This is a genomic window from Moritella dasanensis ArB 0140, assembly GCF_000276805.1.
Classification (GTDB): domain Bacteria; phylum Pseudomonadota; class Gammaproteobacteria; order Enterobacterales; family Moritellaceae; genus Moritella; species Moritella dasanensis.
In genome coordinates this window covers 252,320-271,697 of the sequence record NZ_AKXQ01000002.1, presented here as the reverse complement: position 1 = coordinate 271,697, position 19,378 = coordinate 252,320, and the positions used below count along the sequence as shown (strand labels likewise).

The following is a 19,378-nucleotide window of genomic DNA, read 5'->3' as shown; positions in this document are numbered from 1 at the left end:
TACGCTACCAGAATCGTTGGGCTGTCTAGCACAGTTGACTAAGTGTTCTTTGAGACTGGATAGTCTAACAGCACTTCCCGATTCGATAGGCAACTTGACAAAGCTTACTGAACTCAGATTGACGGGGCATAATCTAACTACGCTACCAGCGTCGTTGGGTAACTTGATGAAGCTTACTAGGCTTTATTTTAGTGGTAATCACTCACCTGAGCTATCTGAATCAATATGTAATTTAACACAGCTTACTTATCTTTCTTTGAGTCTGGATAATCTAGCCGAGCTATCAGAATGGTTTGGCAACTTAACTAAGCTTACTAAGCTTACTGAGCTTAATTTGAGTAGCAATAACATAACAGAGCTACCGGAATGGTTAGGTAACTTGACGCAACTTACTCATCTTTCCTTGAATTTTAATAGCCTAACAGAGCTACCGGAATGGTTAGGTAACTTGACGCAACTTACTCATCTTTCCTTGAATTTTAATAGCCTAACTGAATTACCAGAGTCGTTAGGTAATCTCACACAACTTACTTATCTTGGTTTGAATAATAATGACCTAACAGAGGTACCGGAATGGTTAGGTAATTTGACACAACTTACTCATCTTTCTTTGGGTTTTAATAGCCTAACTGAATTACCAGAGTCGTTAGGTAATCTCACACAACTTACTTATCTTTCTTTGAATGATAATGACCTAACAGAGCTACCAAAATCGTTAGGCAAACTAACACAGCTTACTCAACTTGATTTGAGAAGTAATAATCTAACAGAACTACCTGAGTGGTTAAGCAACTTGACACTGTTTACTTGGGTTAATTTGTATGGCAATGACCTGACTGAACTACCAGATAGGGTACGTGACAACCCGAATGTAAATACTGAATATATTAGATAATACCTAGTATCAATAAGCGAACGAGCTTCTGAATTACCACTAACATAAATAAACACGTAAGACTAATTATGCAAGAACTATTAAAAAGATTTGAGCTAATCAAGACCTGCATTAGCTTAGAAGACCACACTATTATTGATTTACAGTTGCCTTTGCTAAAAGAGTTAACTGTTAGCTCTGCTTCTGATGCAATTATATTACTTTTAGAACGTCAGCTATACATCGATGCACAGCAAGCCATTGAATATTTTATTAAATCTCAACACGGACTTATTAGTTATGAAGATGCGCAAATAACAGCTATTCGATTAGAGTTAAAAACATTAGAACAACGCTTACAGAATCTAATTGCTCATCGAAATGATGCTCAAAATTCATTACAAGATTTTAATCGAGAATATCACCTTAATCTAGGACCTGTGGTATTGCGTGTTCTATCTTTGCAAGAGCAAATTGCAGCCCAAGCATTAGCGATAAAATTAAAATCATATCGTAGTTTAGAAACTCAATTTAAAGACATTAATACACAAATAAAAAACAAAAAAGAACATATAAACCAAGTAGAGCAGGAAATTGAAGCAGTCGATTTTTTAAGTGATGCTTATGATGAACTTATTTCAGAGTTGATGTTCCTGAAGCAAGAGTTAGGTGTATTAGAAGCTGAACTTGAAGAAGTACGCCTACAAGCTAAAGCAGAACTTCAAAGCGTTAAAAAAGATGATGATGGAATTTTTCAGCAGCATCAGGAAGCGCAACAGGATTCGGATAGCTTTGAGTATGAATATGAAGAAATCAAGAGTTCTGTAACAACTAAACTTGATGCTGATGAAAAGCAGCTACTTAAAAAACTGTATCGTAAGATTAGTAAATTATGCCATCCAGATATTGTCAGTGATGAACTGAAAGATAAAGCTCATGAGCTTATGGTTGCGGTTAATGTTGCGTATCAGGAACAAGATTTAAATCGATTGAAACAACTTCTAATTCAAATAGAGAATGGTGGGGAACTAACGTGTATAAGTGACGTTATCGCTGACAAGGAGTTTTTATTACAGAAGCTGAAAGAACTAAAAGAACTATACCAACAAACGCTAGATGAAGTGCAAGTATTAGAGAATTCAGATTCTTATCAGACCATTATACAAATGGATGATGATTTTGAAGGCTACTTTGCTGAGCAACAACATGAGCTAGAACAGTTTTCCCAAGCTTTAGAACAGGAACTAGCCCAGTTAAAAGAAAGCGAAGATATGGCTGCCACCGTATGACAACCTTTACTACCCATCTTGGTTAATCGTATCTAATCCAATTTCAAGAACATATTAATACCTTGTATCCCTAATCAGACGAGGTATTAATATGATCAGCAACACCACATCCAATAATCACAATCCCATCACCACCAAGAAATTCAAATTCACCAATGCCAATCTAAAGTCCCTACTATCTAATCCAGCCAATTCATCATCAACAGAACTAGAAGTCTCCGATACAGAAATCATCGGCTTGAAATACCTATCCGGTCAAATGGATGATTTTTTCGTAATTGGTAACAACAGGTAAATCCTTACGAGATAAGGTACTTGAGAGGGTGTGTAATAAGCACGTAGGGGATAGATAACACCGCACACTATCAGTATTCACTATCGGGTATTACCTCATTGCTATTTAATTCATTCATAATTAAGGAGTATCTTTATGGAATACTTTCAAATCTGTGATATTCACGATAGTTCTGCTCTGATTGCCTAATGTATTATCAAATTTATAGTCTTGATTTTTAAGAATAACGGAGTTTTCGTAGCTGTTTTGGCTGACGATCCTAAAGGAATGATAATGGCAATTTGGGCGTTTAATAAACCTGGTGATGAAGCGGTGAAATATATATCAAACAGTGCTAAAAATGGTGTGTCTCGCTTTGGTTGGAGTTGGTTTGATTCAGCCAACTTAAATGGTTTGAAAAGCAAGCCTTGGGAGAAGATGGATGATGATGAGCACAATGTTTGGAAGCAAGCTAGATTCTTATTAGACATTACAGAGGGCGATTGGATTGTTCATATCAATGTTCCTTCTTGGGGGAAGTGTTTAGCCGCGAAAGTTGATAAGCAATATAGTTTTGATGCAAAAATTGAAACCGATGATTTTGATGATTATAGACATTGCATAGGTATTGACAGAGAAAGTGTTGTTATATTTGATCGTAATGACGCTAATGTTATGCCACTAGTCAGTCGGAAACTGAAATTGAGAGGACGATATTGGAGAATATATTGTGAAGATAAATTTCATGAATCTATAACTAACTTAAAATCAAATAATGTTGATTTAAAAGGTGAAAGTCATGGTACTTACTTTTTAAAGAAAGATTTATCGGCACCTTTGGCTACTATTACTTCGTTAATTCAACAAAATCATCCAGAGAAAAAACTTGAATGTTTTTTGGCTGAGGTATTCCGTAATATTCCAACTGTAGAGAATGTAAAAGTAAACGGCTCTGGTTGGGGTACAGATTATGGCGCAGATCTTATCGTTGAATATAAATCAGGCCTTCCTATTGTAGGATTGGAGACAATAGAGAAAGTTGTCGTTCAAGTTAAGTCATATACAAATGAACATTGGGAAACCAAAGCTGTTGATCAGATTGAGGTGGCTATCCAGCAGTACGATGCAGATGCGGGTATGTTGATTACAACGGGTAATAAGACTGAGCATTTAGAGCAAGCGATTGATAAGTTATCTTCCGATATTAACAAGCCTATTTCTCTGTTGGCTGGTACTGACGTCGCAAGGTTTGTGCTGAAATTTTACGGTGATGAGTTACTGTCTGGTATGTAAGTATCATTATGACAAACAGGTACAACGGAGCGCAGGTTTGCGAGTATCTGTTGTACCTGTTTGTGTATCTGGTACTTTCGTATGTAGAATCTGTGCGCAAGGCAATCTCACTAGATCCAAGGCTGTCCTGTACTTTACGGTCCATTTCTTGTCCTAGTCCATCAACTACCCGTTGGCATCGGTATGCGTAATTAGGCTTATTTATTAATGTGGAAGGTTGAAACGTTATTTTAATTATAGTTACACGTTTGATGTATAAGAGTTTTATTTACATGTGGCATAATAGTAAGCAGTAACATCTAAACACACCCATTATCGTTAATTAGGACGTTGAATCGCAGGTAAGTAAGTGAATAAAATAAATAATAGATGGTTGATAGGAGCAGGTCTAACATACTTATTCTTGCTTTTCTCAATACCAAACCCTAAATTTTTACCAATGTTTTTAGAATATAAGAGGCAATTTACTTTGTTTTTCGAAAACTCATCGAATGTACTAGCAACATTATCTGCGATAGCTGCAATAGGCTCTTCTATCGCTACCTTTTTATCTTTCAGAGTTGCGAACTCATCAAGAGAAATTGCCAGAAGTGCCTTAAATTATCAACATAAAGAATCTATTAACCAATCGATAAATATTATTATTTCAACGTTAGTTGAAATAAAATACATCACAGTAACTGTAGGAAGTATTCAACCTAGTGTTAAAAACTATAATCTTTCATTGAAACGAACGGACTGGATTTTTGCAGCTCAAGAAGTTCAAAATATTATTGATGATATTAGAGAGCTTGCTAAAAGTGAAACGGATAGAGAAAGGCTGATGGAGAGATATGGGAGAATATTAAGTGCTAAGTTATGCCCAATGAATACCACTGCAAATGTCGGATTATTTACAACTTCGAAACCAGGTGATACATATTTAGATGTTATGTTTTTAAAAAAAACAAAAACTGTACGCGATAAGGATTTATTCATTGTATATATGTTTACAGAGAGATATCAATCTTATCAAGAAGGCTCAGGCCAATACCCATCCCCAGATCGTTGCTGCTATTTCAATAAGACTACCAATTTCGAACTTTCGTAATATCTATTCGTCGTAAAGATACACACATGACCTACGATAATTAGTGCCCCCAGTGTCGTATAGAATGAAGATATCAGATAATGATGCGCAAGGGTTAGTTTATAATTTCTCCCCAGATAGTAGCAATGTAGAAGTGTTGCTGATATTCCCGCATTGATATTGTATCTGTTATTACCTGTAGGATAATCACCATAATCAAATATAAAAATCACCACTATCAAGGTTTGAGATTTAACCTAAACCCTGATTTACAATTAGGCTACTGATTATTGCTATACTATTCATATGATGGTTTAGTAATTTTATATAGAGTCAGGTGCAACTAGAATAACTTAGAAAAGTTCTCTCTGATTTGGTGAACAAGTGCTTGCAACGAATATTTTTTCTAATGTTTTAAGTCCAATTCCGTCAATTCTTGCTAACTGGTTTAATTGTGTGATGTCATTTGACTGCATGGCGTTTATCACTTTAACAACATAATCTTTCCTTAGCTTTGTTGATGAAGATATAAAGTCTAAATCATTAGAAAACAGCCACAGTTTTGTTTTTTCATATAGATCATCTTTTGACTTTGGATCGTATCTGTATATTTCAACTTTTATTGAAAGATCTTCTAAGTACGACTTCATAATTTCTAGACTTTCCTCTTGCTGTATCCCACCTTTATCCGCCCCAAGTAATGGGAATGCAATTGATTCAATTCCTTTTTCTGCATATGTTTTGACAAACTTTGAAAGCCCCTGATGCAAATATTCTTTTTTTGACGGATGCTTCCAGTCTCTTTTCGTCGGAAAGTTAAGAACCCATTTATCAGTAGATTTATATATCCATAAAAGTCCGATATCAATATTATTGTTTTTACACAACAGGATGTATTTTTTATACATATCTGGATAGCGTAAACGGCACTCGAGTGCAATACCTGCTCCCATTACACCAACACAGTTAATTGTATTTACAATAACCTGACAGTCAGTAGTAAAAATATTCCCATTAATTACTCTTAAGTTCATACGTATCTCATCATTGAATAACACCGACAGTATCACTAGTGTCAAAATAGAAGCTCTTATTGACGACTACCGGAGTATTTATATTTTCAACCGCTAAAAGTTTACTTACAACGTTTTGTGTAGATGGGTTCTTACAAATAAATTTAAGTATCGAGCTTGGTTCTACAGAGCTATAAACTAACACTTCAGACATGCTTTTTCTTTTTCCATCAAAAAAATCATTCCAGTATTTTGAGTTTATGCATTCCCAACTCAGAACGTTTAAATCATCGGATTTATTAGAAAACCCAGTATTGCTTGATGCTGCATTACCATCCGTTGTTAATGAAGATTTTGCATAAATCAAACTTCTATCAACAGCTAAAATAACTATGCTATCTTGAATATGCTTCCTTGAGTACAGCATTGCATTTCTTGGATTAAAGTAAAAAGGTACATAAGAGTGAATACTTCTATTATATATAGGTTCAGTTTTGATTCTTCGACTATTCACATCAGGGTCGCTAATATCGTGTAGTACAGGTGCATTTTTATGTGAAAGAAGTCCTTGCTTCAATATACTTTCAATATTATCGATATGTGTCATGTGATAAATATAATTAATATTTAATTTATCTAAAACACTGCTATTTAATAGGTCTGCCTCTAGGGCTTCTAAACAAATAGGATCACGTTTGTCTCTTAAGTAATCCAGCCTTAATTTTGCAGTATCATGCCCTTGCTTTGCTGCGGAATAATACCATTTCATAGCCTCTTCGTGATTAGGTGGTATTCCTGATTCCATCATAAAAAGTGAACTCAGTGATGGCTCAAAATATTTTGGAATAGTTATTGGCTGGGGGGGGAAGCGTCGCGTATTCTTTATAGGGTGGTCTTTGGGAAAATATTTTCCCCCCTCAAATAACAAACCGAGGAGGTATTGAGCTTGTGCATGCCCCAATTCGGCAGCCGTCATAGCCAACCTTGAAAGTTCCCCGCTGCTACTATTATGTTCAAAGTGCAAATATTTTACAGCTAGATTATATTCATCCTGTCCTAGATTTTGTTTACAAACTACCGCAAGGTTCCTTGAACCGTCCTTTCGGTATCCTTCATCATCAAACCGACAATCTGTTTTTTTGTGAATTGCATTCCTATCCCAGCCATTCGTATTCCAGCCGTCTTCGTCATACCCCCATTTTTCACCCCTCACATCATACTTTGTTCCCGTTTCTCTATTAACACCATCTTTATTCCAAGCATCCCTGTTAAAGCCTGCTCTATCGAAACCATTATCAAAAGCATCCCTCCAAGCCTTTGTATGTGCCTTAACGTCGGAGCCTTGGGTATATTGAGGTAAACAACCACTATAACCATCTTTATTAAATCCGTCTGGATCTAGTTGTGTTCCTGTTAACCTATGAATTGCATTCCAGTACCAATTATTTCGATCATAACCGTCCTTATCGTAACCATCTTCCTTATACTTAGTACCTGTTACTTTATGAATTCCATTACGATCAAATCCATTTGACTCGTAGCCATCTTTATCGTAGCCATCTTCGTCTTTCCCCCATTGGTCAAATTTGATTCCAGTGGTTTGATTTATTCCATCTCGGTTCCAGCGATAATGAATATTAAATCCTTTGAAGCCATTTTTATCATAACCATCAACATCTTCACCATCTCGGTTAAAGCCAAATTTATTATAACCGTTATCATCAAATGCAAAACCTATAAAGTATAAAATTGATTTCCAAAAAGACATTATTTTCCTTTCCTTTCCTTTACTAGTAATCTCTAATATTACAAGCCAGTTATAAATCTGACATGTTGAAATTTCTTTTTATTTATATGTAGCTATTAAGTTAACCACTTAACTAGATGTGAATCTGTGTAGTGGTCAACAAATTTTGGCCACGGTTTTGTATTTTAACCAGTATCTTCGTACCTAACTCCATTTCAAGAACATATTAATACCTTGTATCCCTAACCAGACGAGGTATTAATCATGACAACCATCACCACCAAGACATTTAAATTCACAAATGCCAATCTAAAACCCCTTCCATCCAATCAAGCAAATTCATCATCAACAGAACTCGAAGTATCTGACACTGAAATCATCGGTTTGAAATGCCTAGCCGGTAAAACAGGTAATAAACGTTTTCTATTACGTTATAAATTCAGCGGACGTAAATGCAGTGTCACCATCGGACGTTCCCCTGATATTGATATTAACCAAGTAAGAAAGGTAGCGCGTAAGTATATAAAGTATGATTGCTGATGGGGTAGATCCTAAAGCTGAACGTGACAATCAAGTTGATTACCCAACCGTTAAGTCATTCTTCTACGATACATACTTACCACTAACAAAACGTCGCAAGAAAACATGGGGTATTGATGAAAAACGATTTCGTAAGCATTGTAATTCTATTGCTAACATTAAATATAACGAGCTAACTGTTAGCCATGTAATGAAGCTTCACTTAACCCTGAGTGAAACTAAGTATAAAGATAAACTATAGGCACCGCTAGTTGTAATAGGGTTTTGGCACTCCTCAAGACTATGGGGAAATTGACGTACTCAATGCACGATATAATCAATGTGGCAGACTACCCGAGAATAATGCTCGTACTCGTTATTGTGACATTAATGAGACTAAACGCATCATCAAAGCTGCTAGAGCCTATCCGAAACCGAGTATTGGTAACTTCATTGCATTGCTACATTTAATTGGCTGTCGTGAAGGTGAGTTACGTTTCAGACAGCATAGTGATATTAACTACGAGAAACGCACCCTAACCATCCCACGCACCAAGAACGGCACATATCACATCATTTATCTCTCCGACTTGATGATAGAGATCCTGCAATCGGTCCCTAAAAGATCGGGCAATAATTACCTCTTCCCTGCACCACATAAAAAGGGGAAGCCAATAGCGCGTCCTCGTGACGCCTTCGATATTATTAAACGAATAGCGAAGATAGATAATCCTGATGAAGTATTGCTGCATACGGCAAGGCATTCGGTAGCGAGTAACCTGATCTCTAACGGTGTTGATATCAGTGCCGTTCAGAAGCTGCTAAATCATAAAGACATATCTGGCACATTACGCTATGCCAAATTAAGTGAGGGTAAGCAACGTGAAACGGCATCAATGATATCGAGCATGGTAGAAGGTTAATACAGATCAGTAGCGTAATAAAACAAGGCTGAAGAATATATAAATATCATGATTATTGATTATTGATTGTTGATTGTTGATTGTTAATACATAAGGAATACAACCAATGAAAGTGATTAAGAACTTCAACCTTATTAATGAGCTCGCACTACCAGAACAAGTTAAAACAGCATTGAATAATGAGTTGATTAGCCCATTCAATGGTTGCTTGAATACCACTGTTGACATCTGGAGTGAATACGATGCCTTTCTCATACTGCTGGAAGAAAGTGATGTTGATAGTTCATTATTTGATGCTGATGAAGAAATCCAATATTTCATTCAACGAATGATAGATAACCCTGAATTTGTCGTGTTATTGAATGATGATGCCTGTCACTATCTACTCGCCTTATCAGTCATTACCGATGCAGGTGGTGGTTGTTATCTACTAACACCTTTAACTTCGTTGACCAGCGCTTCCAGTGTTGAAGAAAGACCTGTTCATCAATCCAGAAACCCTCGATTAACTAATGCCTATTGTACTGAGACCAGTTGGTGATTTTATGTTTCGATTTACCCACATTGATATTTCCGATAGCAACGTTAGTTGATCAGATTGCATATTTTGGGATATCCGAACACAGGGGGAATAGCCGATCGGAATTAGCACTCTAAAACCGGCATAATTATTTATGAGAGGAAGGACATCTTATGCGGTGGTAGGGCTAGGCTAAGATGGTCTGTGATTATTTAAACATATCTCTTTGATTATTTTTAAGGCATCTATACTTTTATTTATATAATAGATAGTTACGTTAAAGAATTATTTGTTTTTGCATCACAAACCGTCCACATAATAATTCTCTTCTATTACTGTATTTTTATGTGCTTAAAATCAATGTCTTACAATTTACGTTTCATAATCGTGCCAATAAAAAGTAGGCTGATCACTTACGTTTTTAGTTGTTGTTTTTTGTAAGTCTTTGGTCATGTTAAGCCTTATCCGGGTAAATATTAATCGAATTAACGATTTGTTTTCTGTTTTGCAGAGCGGCGATATATCTCTCTACTAATAGCTTGAGGTTAAGCTAAGCGCAGCAAGAGAGCAAGAAATTAAGCTTTACAGAGGCGAGTTTGCTATGAGTGTGATGTTAACTTGGCTGAAATTTATTCAGAGTGACAATTGGAACGTCATGATAGAAGGAAAGCAGCGGTTAATTTAGACGTACACAGCAAAGATTACGGTGTACGTCTTTGTGATTTCTTATGCCTTAGTCAAAATGATTAATTTAATGCGTTGATTAAGATAACTTGCTGCTGTAATAACACTTTGTCTTGCTTTGATGCTGCTGAGATCTGTTGTTTAAGTTCAGTGAGTTTAAGCTGCGCTTTTTCTGTAGAAGCAAACATAAAATCTTTGACGTTGATAGCGGCTACATTGCTATAGCGACCATTTTTGCTTTTCAGTACGTCCACTTCTCCGCTATTGATGAGCTGTGTTACGATCTGGCGCTGCTGCTCATATCCACTAAGACCGGATAGTTTCCAACGTTGCATTGTTTGGCCTTGATATTGACCTTTTTTCTCTTCAGTCAAATAGCGCATGGTTAGATTACGAATTGTGCCCGCATCTTCACCGTATTTCGCTTTTGTATCAAAAATAACAGGGAATTGTCTACCCGCTAATACACCACCTTTTCGGGTTAAATGTCCCATGCGGTAACTATTCATGCCCAATCTAATGTCACTGTCCATCTTAACCGGTGTACCATCTGCAAACTGTAATGCAGTAATACGATCGCCTGCTGGTTTAGTGAGGTCGATAGTGTAAGTGACGCCAGCAAAAAAATCATTGGTCGAATATTTTGATGAACGTCTTTTTAGATCAAAGCTATACGTTACATCGCCTGCTTTAACAGAGTTGAAATAACCCGCAGACCATTCCATGTAGGTTTTTAGATCTTTGCCGGTCATTTCATAAACCGTTATTTCACCACCCGCATATTGGTAGTTATAAGCAATGTCTTTGGCTTTTATTTTACCCGTATCTAACTCGGCAAAATCATTATCAATTTGTAATGCGATCACATTTGCTTTGGGCGCATAAAAGAAGCTAGCTTCTTGGTATAGGGCGCTAATACCGGTATCTTGAACGTGTACTTGCGGGATACCGCGGACTTCATTTTCTGGGACTAAGTCAGTGCCAGTTAACGTGGCGACAACGCGGTTAGCATTGGCACGAAGGCGTTTGTGGTAAGGCTGGTAGAGCGCTTCCATTTTTTCATCAGAGTGAGTGCCTGAAATTTTGTAGGTGAAGCTATCTTTGTTTACTAATGTGAATTTACCGTCTTTTTCCACAAATTGTAAATCAATACGCGATAGTGCGCGTCCGTATTTATCTGGTTCGGTAACAATCACCCCGTTAACGACGGTTTTGTCTATTTTCGTGTGCATATGTCCAGCAACAATGGCATCAAGTTCTGGGTTTGCGTTAGCAATATCGGTCACACCAGTATCGGCGATGTTGTTTTCATTATCGAGTCCCATGTGGGCGACAAGCACTATCGAGTCGACGTTATCTTTTATTTTACTGATTACTTTTTTAACTTCAAGCGTAGGGTTGGTAAAGGTCATGCCACCTAAACGGTTGGTGCCTTCTGCAAATACTTGGGTCATCGGTGTATCCATACCGATAATACCGATCTTAATGCCGTTACGCTCTATGATCTTGTAGCTTGGTAGGAAAGGGTTACCGTCTTTTGTTTCGATATTACCTGCAAGTGCATTGCCTTTAAATTGTGTTAATGCACGATTAAGCACTTTTAACCCAAAATCAAACTCATGATTACCTAGCACCCAAACATCGTATTGCATTTCATTAAATCCAAGCATCATAGGGTCTGTTTTTTCATGCTTAAACGTTTCGACAAAATTGCCTTGGGTAGTGTCACCAGCATCGACTAAAATGACATTCTTTTCATCGTGGCGGATTGCTTTAACTTTGGTTGCTATTTGGCTGAGACTGCCGCGTGTATTGGCTTTATCACTGGCATAATCCCATGGCATAAAGTGACCATGTAAGTCTGATGTACCTAAAATCGTAACATCGTGTAAATCGCCATCAGCGGCAAGTAGAGGTAAAGAAAGCGATAAAATAATAGCACTAGAGAGTAATTTGATTTTCATAGTGTAACTCATTGTTTGATTGAGTAAATAGTGGGCCATATTAGCAATGCAAACTAGCAAGTATTGTGATGTTTATCTAAAACGCCAGATTGATGCGATATTTTATACTAATTTATGGGTTAATAATTCTATTTTAAGCCTCAATTTTAGCTTGATTAACTTTCATTGAATTCGCTGTCATTTTGCCCTATTTATTAAAATTAAACACAAGTGTCCTGTAGTGGACAGTTTAATTTCCCATTGAACTTTATATTAGCTGACGATGTCATTTGATAAATATACATATGGTTTTATATTTATTTATATAGCTAGGTCTAGTCGTAAGCGAGTTAGGGAACATAATGAAAAAAGAACAAGTTGAATACACGGTGCAGTTATTACGCGAAGGTTATGCATTAACTGATGTGGCTAAGTTAGCTGGTATCAATGTGATGTATGTTAGTGTTATTCGCAAATTAATGGTGATGGGGTTATTGAACGTTGATGGTTGATTTTATTATTGATAACGATAATTTAATGAGGGGCAAAGCGGACTGCGACTGCCCCAAAATTTGTTTGTAGATTAGTTACTCGTGATCTAACAATCTAAAATTCCAATTCTCAACAATATTTGTTGCTAAGCGTTTACGCGCTGTATCACCCCAGATCGGTGACAGCGCAGGCATGTCGATTATGATCGCCAAGTTTACTTTGTTCAACGGCTTACTAAAGAATAATTCACAGACTTGTCTCACTGTTGTTGGTGACTCAAGTCGTTTAATACGGATTAGCGCATCGTTGTGACTGACCAACCCCGGTTTAATCACGCGATATAACCAGCCACAGCGGCTCAGCGCTTGCATTTGAACTGAGATGTCTTTGGTATCCCAACGTATATTGAGGTTGTTACAAGGCAGGCGAGGCTGGCTGACTTCGATCACTGCTTCACCCCATTGATATTGATCGCCAATGCAGACATTTTCTTCTGTCATGCCTATGGTACTGATATTTTCGCCCATGCCTGGTGCTTCAAATTGCGGTTGAGTATCACGGCGTGGTGAAAATGTTTGTTGCCAAAATGAATAATGCTCGGCAGGGTATTGATGGAGTGCTCGTTCCAGACCACCGTGGTATTCTTTATCCGCGCTGGTGTCTTCTGCAAGCCCCATTTCTGATAGATAAATACGGTCGTTGACCGCGTCTTTATCAATGGCAGAATCAAAACCATAATGTTGCTTAACCTGACCGACATATACTTGAATCGTGTGTTGTTGCTGGGCAGGTGGTGATGAGTAATCAGCCATATTGATATTTCCTTATAAATAAGCATTTAGTTTGGGTGATTTTACAGAAGCAATGCTAAATCGCAATGAACATTGAAATACGCTGGCATAATAGACTTTTAAATTTAGGTGTTATTATCATGGCTAAAAAATAATGTTATTTTTTTGTTCAGCTGGAACACTAAAAATTTAATTTAGTCTAGTCTAAATGGAGTTGAAAGTGCATATTTATGAGTTAACACATTATTTTTAGGTTTTTTTTATAAATATGCTTTTAATTTCGGCGGTAAAGGTATAGAATCCGCCTCCTAATTTTTACAGAAAGCTACTAAAATGTAGCCGGTTATCTGCAAGGTAGACAATGAGTCATTACACAGTATTAGGTTTATCAACATGGTTCGAACTAGTCGAACGCATCGGCTCAGAAGCAGAAGCCAAGACATATTTCTCAGAAACGAAATTGGTTGAGTATAACAACAGAACTTGCCTAGAATTAGTTGAAGCAGGTATGTTAATGCATTTGAAAAATTGGTTAGCAGTACAATACCAAGAATTCAAATCAACGGGTGAACGCTTACGTCGTGAGCAAGTCTCACAGTCGACAAACTCTATCTCAAGTAAACTTTACTCGATAGAAGTGATTAGAACTCGTCCGCAAGCGGATGTGCAACAACAAGCGCATCAACAAAGACAACATGTTGCATCGTCACAGTTTGCGACGAATCAGGTTCGCCCTGTACATGCAACAGCTGCACAGCCTGTTAAACCGGTTGTACCTGTAGCACCTGTTGTTGCGGCACCAGTTGTACCAAGAAAACCACGCGTAATTACGTCAAAAGCGCCAGCGCCAGAAAAGAAACCTGCTGCTGCGTCAATGGCTAATTTCTTTATGCGTCAGGTTCGTGCGACTAAATCTGAATTGGAAGATCGTAAGCACCATAATTAAGTAACGCTTGACGCGTACCTAAATATGTTAATGACCTAGTAGCAAGTGTTGTCCCACGACGGTGAGATAGAACTTGGTACTGGGTCATTTTTTTATCTGTAATTTAATCATTTATTTTTAAGTGGTATCACTTTATGCGCATTCATAATGTTCATCGATTAGCAACACAGCGTTTAGCTGACAGTACCAAACCTTTCAATGCCCGTGGCGGTCGATTAATTCGTTGTGATTTCTGTATGTTGGGCAAGCAGTTTTGCATTTGTGAGCATCGACCATCGGTCAAATCAACCGCTGGTTTTATGTTGGTGATGTTTGATTATGAAATGATTAAACCAAGTAATACCGGCCGTCTTATCGCCGATGTAATTGAAGACACGTTTGCTTATAAATGGTCACGTACAGCGCCGAATCAAGAGATGCTCGACATCATTAATACAGATTGCTGGCAGCCATTCATTATCTTCCCAGAAGAGTACGTGATTGAGCGTGAAAGAGTGCAAACCGGTGCGTTAACGATTGCACCAGGTAAACGCCCGTTATATATCTTGTTGGATGGTAGCTGGCGAGAAGCGAAGAAGATGTTCAAGAAGAGCCCTTGGTTGCATGATCTTCCGGTTATTTCATTTGATCCCGAGGTGGTTTCACAGTATCAGATCCGTAAAGCCGCTAAAGATAATCAACTCGCGACAGCAGAAGTTGCGTCATTGGTACTTGGCCATCACGGCGAAACATTAAACGCAGACATTCTGTCTTGTTGGTTTGATGTTTTTCGTGAACGTTACCTTGCAGGCACCAAACAAATTGATGTCGGTGTTGACGCAGCGCTTAAACGTTTACAGACGTTAACAGTCTAATGCTCTGTCGTCATGTTTAAATAGTTATCAGTAAATAACGCCCAATAAATAGTTATTTAAACAGTATGGTTGTATACATGGATTTATGTGTGCAACCCATTTCAACATTCCGCTTTGGTTTTATCTCCCCCTCTTTCTTTTTTAATATCCATGTTCTTTTCTTATTTATATTAATAGCCTATATTACTACCTCGCTTTATAGAAAAATTAAAATGGATAGAATATGCAGAACAACATGCTAACAGCACCTATTCGCTGGGGTATTATTGGTTGTGGCTCGGTAACAGAGCTGAAAAGTGGCCCTGCTTATCAAAAAACAGCTGGTTTTGAACTCTCCGCTGTCATGCGCCGTGATCTTGGACTTGCTAAAGATTATGCACAACGACACAGCGTAAAAGCATATTCTGCAAATGCAGCTGATATTATTAATAACGATGATATTGATGCCGTGTATATCGCTACACCGCCTGATAGCCATAAATTTTATGCCCTGCAGGTTGCAGCAGCGGGTAAACCTTGTTGTGTTGAAAAACCACTTGCACCGAGTTACGCGGATAGCCTGGCTATTGTGACGGCTTTTGAGGATAAAAACATTCCGCTGTTTGTGGCTTATTACCGCCGTTCATTACCGCGTTTCAACAAAGTGAAAGCATTACTTGAATCTGGTGCGATCGGCGACATAAGAACAATTAACGCATTTTTGAATAAACCCGCCAATGCATTAGATTTATCGGGTGAGTTTAACTGGCGCACAGATAAAACCGTTGCTGTGGGTGGCTATTTTGATGATCTGGCCAGTCATGGTTTGGATCTGTTTGCGTATTTGTTAGGTGAGTTCGATATTGTTAAAGGACTGGGGTCGAATCAGCAAGGCCTGTATTCATCGTTAGATGCGGTAACGGCATGCTGGCAGCATAAAAGTGGCGTGACGGGCATTGGCAGCTGGAATTTTGGTGGCTGCACAAGAGAAGACCGCGTTGTTATAACAGGCAGCAAAGGCGAAATCAGTTTTTCAGTGTTTGACGAGGCTGCGGTTGTGTTGCAAACGTTAACTGAACGCCAAGAATTTAGCATTGATAATCCCGAAAATATTCAATTACATCATGTCGAGAATATGCGTGAACATCTTGTGAATGATGTAACTCACCCCTCAAGTGGTAAAACGGCGTTACATACGAGCTGGGTAATGACGCAGATTTTACATGGTGAACCTTAAAGTGTCGCTTATACCCATCTCTTTTAAAGAGGGATTTATTAAGTATGTTACATCATGTTCGTTATAAGCTGTAAATAACAATATATAAAAGCGTTCACCTATACTTTTTTGTTATACATATGTTGTAAAAATGAAAGCGTACATGATGTCACTTCATCGGGCTTATCACAAAACTACCTCTTTATTTCCATTTTATGTCGTTTAGATCATATTTCTTGAAAACGGTATATTTACCGTATTTTATATATGTAATAGTCTGGATAATGAGACAGAGTGTCTAAATAGTAAAATATAGTTCATATGGATAAGAAGGTATTGCAATGGAATCGCACCGCAGAGAAGTCATGTTTGAATACGTGCCGACCACCCAAGAAGTGGAAACTCTATTACAGCAAACACCGAATGCAAAAATTAATATTGCCAACACGAAGCAGGCTTTTGATATTAGTCAGATCAGCCATCTCACACATTATGGTCATTGTATTAATGGTATTAATATCGAGATTGATATATGTGACGAATCAGAGATCGCGCCGTTATGGTCGTTTTTAGAATTAGATTTTTTAAGAGTTAGTTTTGCCAGTGATCAAGTACTTGAAGATGACTTTAATGGATTTTTGACTTGGTTAGAAAACGCAGACAAGCTTGAAGCCTTATCGGTCGAAACGCAGCTGTTACACCAAGAAGATGGATTACAATTACTGTCGATTTATTTTGCCGCGTCGAAACAATTTCCAGTTTCTTTGTTTCTACAACAGAATACCAGCACAATGACAGTGCCATCGATCCCATCGCTGCAAGTATTTAATCATGCTAGAACGGAGATGAGCATCGCGAGTTATAATTAAAGTAACAAACCAATAGCAATTTCAGTAAGAATGGTGCTGGTGTACTCGCGCTAGCGCCTTTGATACCGACTGTCGCATTGCACGCTTGCTGCTAATTTTTCGGTTCGTTATTTGCTAATACGCGTTGCATCAGTGTGTTCAGCTGTTGGCGTTCTGCAGTTGATAAAACACTTAATAAGTCTCTTTCACTTTGGTGCAATGTCGGCATAACAATCTCAATTAATTGTTTGCCTTTGCTGGTCAACTGCACAAGCTTACTGCGTTTATCTTCAGGGTTATCAATTCTATCAATCAAGTCTGCTTGGCTTAAACGATTCAATACCTTTGTTAACCCCCCCGAACTAAAGATCATCGATTGATATAATACCGTTGGAGATAAAGAGTGGGGGATTGGGCTACGTCGTAACGTACTCAGTACGCTGAACTCTGCACGTTGTAAATCATAAGTCGCGACCAAAGCTTCCATCTGTTTGTGAAACAAGTCACTGACTTGAAGTAAACGCAGCAAGTCTGGAGACACTGTTTCACCACATTCAGGCCAGTTATCATCCATCGCTTTTACTATATCGTTAATGCTATTAGCCATTACTCTTTCCCTCTCCATTTCTATCGGCCTGTACAATCGTTTGACAATATATCTTGCCAGAAAGCTAAAGTCTAGTTACTCTCTTTCCAGAAAGATAAGTTTGAGGCGTAATATGACAATCAGTAATACATGCTCGGCGGTGAAGCGCGAGATGAGAGTAGATAATAGTAAGCAAGACGTTAGCGCAGAGCAAGTCTCTGGGACTAAACAATCGGCGGTTGCCGGTAAAATGAGCAAAACATTAATACTGACTCTGGCGGCGGTATTTGCGCTTACCCCATTTACGATAGACAGTTACCTGCCTGCGATGCCAACAATGGCGAAAGCAATGGGTGTCGATATCTCGTTGATGTCCGTGACGGTGAGTTTATATATTTTTGGTCTGGCGATAGGGCAGTTAATAGGCGGGCCTTTATCCGATAAGAAAGGCCGTCGTTATGCCATGATCGCCGGTTTAGTGGTATTTGCCTTGGCCAGTATATTGCTGACGACAGCAACACAGATTGAAGTATTGTGGTTTTGGCGGGTGATACAAGCTATCGGCGGTGGTATGGCCGTGGTCGGTGTACCGGCGACAATTCGTGATACAACCAGCGGTAAAGAAGCGGCTAAACTGTTTTCGTTAATTGCACTGATTATGATGATAGCCCCTTCTATCGCACCGACTGTTGGCACGATTATTATGTCGGTAGCAGATTGGCGTTGGATTTTTTATTCATTAGCAATCATCGCTGTGCTGGTGGCGATGCTTGTTATGCGTTATATGCCCAAGGCTGTTAAAAAAGAGACTGTTGCAGACAAACCTGGCGAAATCCCACAAAAGTTTGGGTTATTGTCTGTGTTCAGTGAAAAACGCGCTTTAGGGTTTATGGTTGCTCAAGCATTTGCTTATACAGTCATGATGATCTTTTTAACCAATGCGTCGATGATGTATATGGAAGTGTTCGGGCAAACGCCACAACAATTTTCAATGCTATTCTTTGCCAATATCTGTGGCTTGGTTGTGGTTAACCGCGCTAATACATTCTTATTAGCGAGTTTCGAACCTGAGGTGCTACTCAAGGGCTTTTTATGCTTACAAGTACTTGGCGGTATAATATTAGTGACAGCATCTGTATTCGTGCCTGACGCTTTATATGTGATGGTGGTTGGGTTTGTTATTACGATTTCAGCCAATGGCGCCGTTATTGCTAATGCCAGTGCCTGTTTTATGAAACGATTCGGTCGGAATGCGGGTTCTGCTTCTGCGGTATTAGGAGCAACTCAATTTACCATTGGTGGTACGGTGAGTGCGATATCGGCATTTGTCAGTATGGGGTCAGTGCAACCTGTGGTGATCATCATGCTCATGTCATCTATCACGGCACTGACGGGCGCAACGATTGCTGCTCGCTATTCTCTTAAATAACGGATTTGCGAGATAAGTAACGATAAAAAGTGACTGGAAAGTCGTCACGATAAAATGCCAATGTGGTGAATAGGCTGATGAAGGATTAC

At 38.3% G+C, this 19,378-nt stretch carries 19 protein-coding genes; 14 read left to right on the top strand and 5 right to left on the bottom strand.

Features of this window, described 5'->3' with window-relative positions; all coding sequences use genetic code 11:
* From A923_RS21965 to A923_RS0102915, 4 genes are all read left to right on the top strand, one after another.
* Positions 1–895, top strand: an 895-nt coding sequence (locus A923_RS21965; protein WP_017220150.1) for a leucine-rich repeat domain-containing protein, incomplete at its 5' end; no start/stop codon positions are given.
* A 68-nt stretch (positions 896–963) separates the two neighbouring features.
* Entirely contained in the window at positions 964–2,163 is a 1,200-nt protein-coding gene (locus tag A923_RS0102925) for a J domain-containing protein (protein ID WP_017220149.1), read from the top strand.
* 568 nt (positions 2,164–2,731) lie between these two features.
* Positions 2,732–3,730: a restriction endonuclease gene (locus A923_RS0102920; protein WP_017220148.1), complete on the top strand. Its 999-nt coding sequence runs from the start codon at positions 2,732–2,734 to the stop codon at positions 3,728–3,730.
* Between the two features lie 349 nt (positions 3,731–4,079).
* Positions 4,080–4,820 (top strand): hypothetical protein, encoded by a 741-nt coding sequence (locus A923_RS0102915; RefSeq protein ID WP_017220147.1) that lies wholly within the window; start codon positions 4,080–4,082, stop codon positions 4,818–4,820.
* Between the two features lie 332 nt (positions 4,821–5,152).
* On the opposite strand, the gene A923_RS0102910 is transcribed toward A923_RS0102915, so the two are convergent.
* On the bottom strand, positions 5,153–5,833 hold the full coding sequence (locus tag A923_RS0102910; RefSeq protein WP_017220146.1) for a macro domain-containing protein: 681 nt from the start codon (positions 5,831–5,833) through the stop codon (positions 5,153–5,155).
* Between the two features lie 10 nt (positions 5,834–5,843).
* Positions 5,844–7,580, bottom strand: a complete 1,737-nt coding sequence (locus A923_RS22600) for a DarT ssDNA thymidine ADP-ribosyltransferase family protein (RefSeq protein ID WP_017220145.1) — start codon at positions 7,578–7,580, stop codon at positions 5,844–5,846.
* A gap of 243 nt (positions 7,581–7,823) precedes the next feature.
* Between A923_RS22600 and A923_RS22470 the strand changes: the two genes are divergently transcribed.
* From A923_RS22470 to A923_RS21945, 4 genes are all read left to right on the top strand, one after another.
* Entirely contained in the window at positions 7,824–8,099 is a 276-nt protein-coding gene (locus A923_RS22470) for an Arm DNA-binding domain-containing protein (RefSeq protein WP_237716161.1), read from the top strand.
* Entirely contained in the window at positions 8,089–8,340 is a 252-nt protein-coding gene (locus A923_RS23070; protein WP_192810666.1) for a hypothetical protein, read from the top strand. Before A923_RS22470 ends, A923_RS23070 begins: the two co-directional genes overlap by 11 nt.
* Positions 8,341–8,389: 49 nt before the next feature.
* Complete coding sequence (locus tag A923_RS21950; RefSeq protein WP_083849949.1) at positions 8,390–9,001, top strand: tyrosine-type recombinase/integrase; 612 nt, start codon at positions 8,390–8,392, stop codon at positions 8,999–9,001.
* 106 nt (positions 9,002–9,107) lie between these two features.
* Entirely contained in the window at positions 9,108–9,542 is a 435-nt protein-coding gene (locus A923_RS21945; RefSeq protein WP_017220144.1) for a hypothetical protein, read from the top strand.
* Positions 9,543–10,267: 725 nt separating this feature from the next.
* Here A923_RS21945 and A923_RS0102885 read toward each other — a convergent pair.
* Positions 10,268–12,169, bottom strand: a complete 1,902-nt coding sequence (locus tag A923_RS0102885) for a bifunctional metallophosphatase/5'-nucleotidase (RefSeq protein ID WP_017220143.1) — start codon at positions 12,167–12,169, stop codon at positions 10,268–10,270.
* Positions 12,170–12,510: 341 nt separating this feature from the next.
* On the opposite strand from A923_RS0102885, the gene A923_RS23065 reads away from it, so the two are divergent.
* Positions 12,511–12,660: a hypothetical protein gene (locus tag A923_RS23065; protein ID WP_017220142.1), complete on the top strand. Its 150-nt coding sequence runs from the start codon at positions 12,511–12,513 to the stop codon at positions 12,658–12,660.
* 75 nt (positions 12,661–12,735) lie between these two features.
* Here the strand turns inward: A923_RS23065 and A923_RS0102875 are convergent, their stop codons facing one another.
* Positions 12,736–13,452 (bottom strand): MOSC domain-containing protein, encoded by a 717-nt coding sequence (locus A923_RS0102875; protein WP_017220141.1) that lies wholly within the window; start codon positions 13,450–13,452, stop codon positions 12,736–12,738.
* Positions 13,453–13,792: 340 nt separating this feature from the next.
* Between A923_RS0102875 and A923_RS0102870 the strand changes: the two genes are divergently transcribed.
* From A923_RS0102870 to A923_RS0102855, 4 genes are all read left to right on the top strand, one after another.
* A complete protein-coding gene (locus A923_RS0102870; RefSeq protein ID WP_017220140.1) occupies positions 13,793–14,377 on the top strand; it encodes a hypothetical protein in 585 nt (194 codons plus the stop codon).
* A gap of 134 nt (positions 14,378–14,511) precedes the next feature.
* Positions 14,512–15,231 (top strand): tRNA-uridine aminocarboxypropyltransferase, encoded by a 720-nt coding sequence (locus A923_RS0102865; RefSeq protein WP_017220139.1) that lies wholly within the window; start codon positions 14,512–14,514, stop codon positions 15,229–15,231.
* A gap of 223 nt (positions 15,232–15,454) precedes the next feature.
* Positions 15,455–16,447 (top strand): Gfo/Idh/MocA family protein, encoded by a 993-nt coding sequence (locus tag A923_RS0102860; protein ID WP_017220138.1) that lies wholly within the window; start codon positions 15,455–15,457, stop codon positions 16,445–16,447.
* Positions 16,448–16,767: 320 nt separating this feature from the next.
* On the top strand, positions 16,768–17,295 hold the full coding sequence (locus tag A923_RS0102855; protein WP_017220137.1) for a hypothetical protein: 528 nt from the start codon (positions 16,768–16,770) through the stop codon (positions 17,293–17,295).
* 91 nt (positions 17,296–17,386) lie between these two features.
* Here the strand turns inward: A923_RS0102855 and A923_RS0102850 are convergent, their stop codons facing one another.
* Entirely contained in the window at positions 17,387–17,881 is a 495-nt protein-coding gene (locus A923_RS0102850) for a MarR family winged helix-turn-helix transcriptional regulator (protein WP_017220136.1), read from the bottom strand.
* Between the two features lie 229 nt (positions 17,882–18,110).
* Between A923_RS0102850 and A923_RS0102845 the strand changes: the two genes are divergently transcribed.
* On the top strand, positions 18,111–19,289 hold the full coding sequence (locus A923_RS0102845; protein WP_026006033.1) for a multidrug effflux MFS transporter: 1,179 nt from the start codon (positions 18,111–18,113) through the stop codon (positions 19,287–19,289).
* Positions 19,290–19,378: the final 89 nt, after the last annotated feature.

Excerpts from the sequence above, each read along its gene's own strand:
- A923_RS23070 (WP_192810666.1), top strand. The coding sequence starts at position 8,089 with ATGATTGCTGATGGGGTAGATCCTAAAGCTGAACGTGACAATCAAGTT.
- A923_RS0102885 (WP_017220143.1), bottom strand. The coding sequence starts at position 12,169 with ATGAAAATCAAATTACTCTCTAGTGCTATTATTTTATCGCTTTCTTTA.
- A923_RS22470 (WP_237716161.1), top strand. The coding sequence starts at position 7,824 with ATGACAACCATCACCACCAAGACATTTAAATTCACAAATGCCAATCTA.
- A923_RS0102875 (WP_017220141.1), bottom strand. The coding sequence starts at position 13,452 with ATGGCTGATTACTCATCACCACCTGCCCAGCAACAACACACGATTCAA.
- A923_RS0102855 (WP_017220137.1), top strand. The coding sequence starts at position 16,768 with ATGGAATCGCACCGCAGAGAAGTCATGTTTGAATACGTGCCGACCACC.
- A923_RS23065 (WP_017220142.1), top strand. The coding sequence starts at position 12,511 with ATGAAAAAAGAACAAGTTGAATACACGGTGCAGTTATTACGCGAAGGT.
- A923_RS0102920 (WP_017220148.1), top strand. The coding sequence starts at position 2,732 with ATGGCAATTTGGGCGTTTAATAAACCTGGTGATGAAGCGGTGAAATAT.
- A923_RS0102845 (WP_026006033.1), top strand. The coding sequence starts at position 18,111 with ATGAGCAAAACATTAATACTGACTCTGGCGGCGGTATTTGCGCTTACC.
- A923_RS0102925 (WP_017220149.1), top strand. The coding sequence starts at position 964 with ATGCAAGAACTATTAAAAAGATTTGAGCTAATCAAGACCTGCATTAGC.
- A923_RS0102910 (WP_017220146.1), bottom strand. The coding sequence starts at position 5,833 with ATGAACTTAAGAGTAATTAATGGGAATATTTTTACTACTGACTGTCAG.
- A923_RS0102865 (WP_017220139.1), top strand. The coding sequence starts at position 14,512 with ATGCGCATTCATAATGTTCATCGATTAGCAACACAGCGTTTAGCTGAC.
- A923_RS22600 (WP_017220145.1), bottom strand. The coding sequence starts at position 7,580 with ATGTCTTTTTGGAAATCAATTTTATACTTTATAGGTTTTGCATTTGAT.
- A923_RS0102870 (WP_017220140.1), top strand. The coding sequence starts at position 13,793 with ATGAGTCATTACACAGTATTAGGTTTATCAACATGGTTCGAACTAGTC.
- A923_RS21945 (WP_017220144.1), top strand. The coding sequence starts at position 9,108 with ATGAAAGTGATTAAGAACTTCAACCTTATTAATGAGCTCGCACTACCA.
- A923_RS0102860 (WP_017220138.1), top strand. The coding sequence starts at position 15,455 with ATGCAGAACAACATGCTAACAGCACCTATTCGCTGGGGTATTATTGGT.
- A923_RS0102850 (WP_017220136.1), bottom strand. The coding sequence starts at position 17,881 with ATGGCTAATAGCATTAACGATATAGTAAAAGCGATGGATGATAACTGG.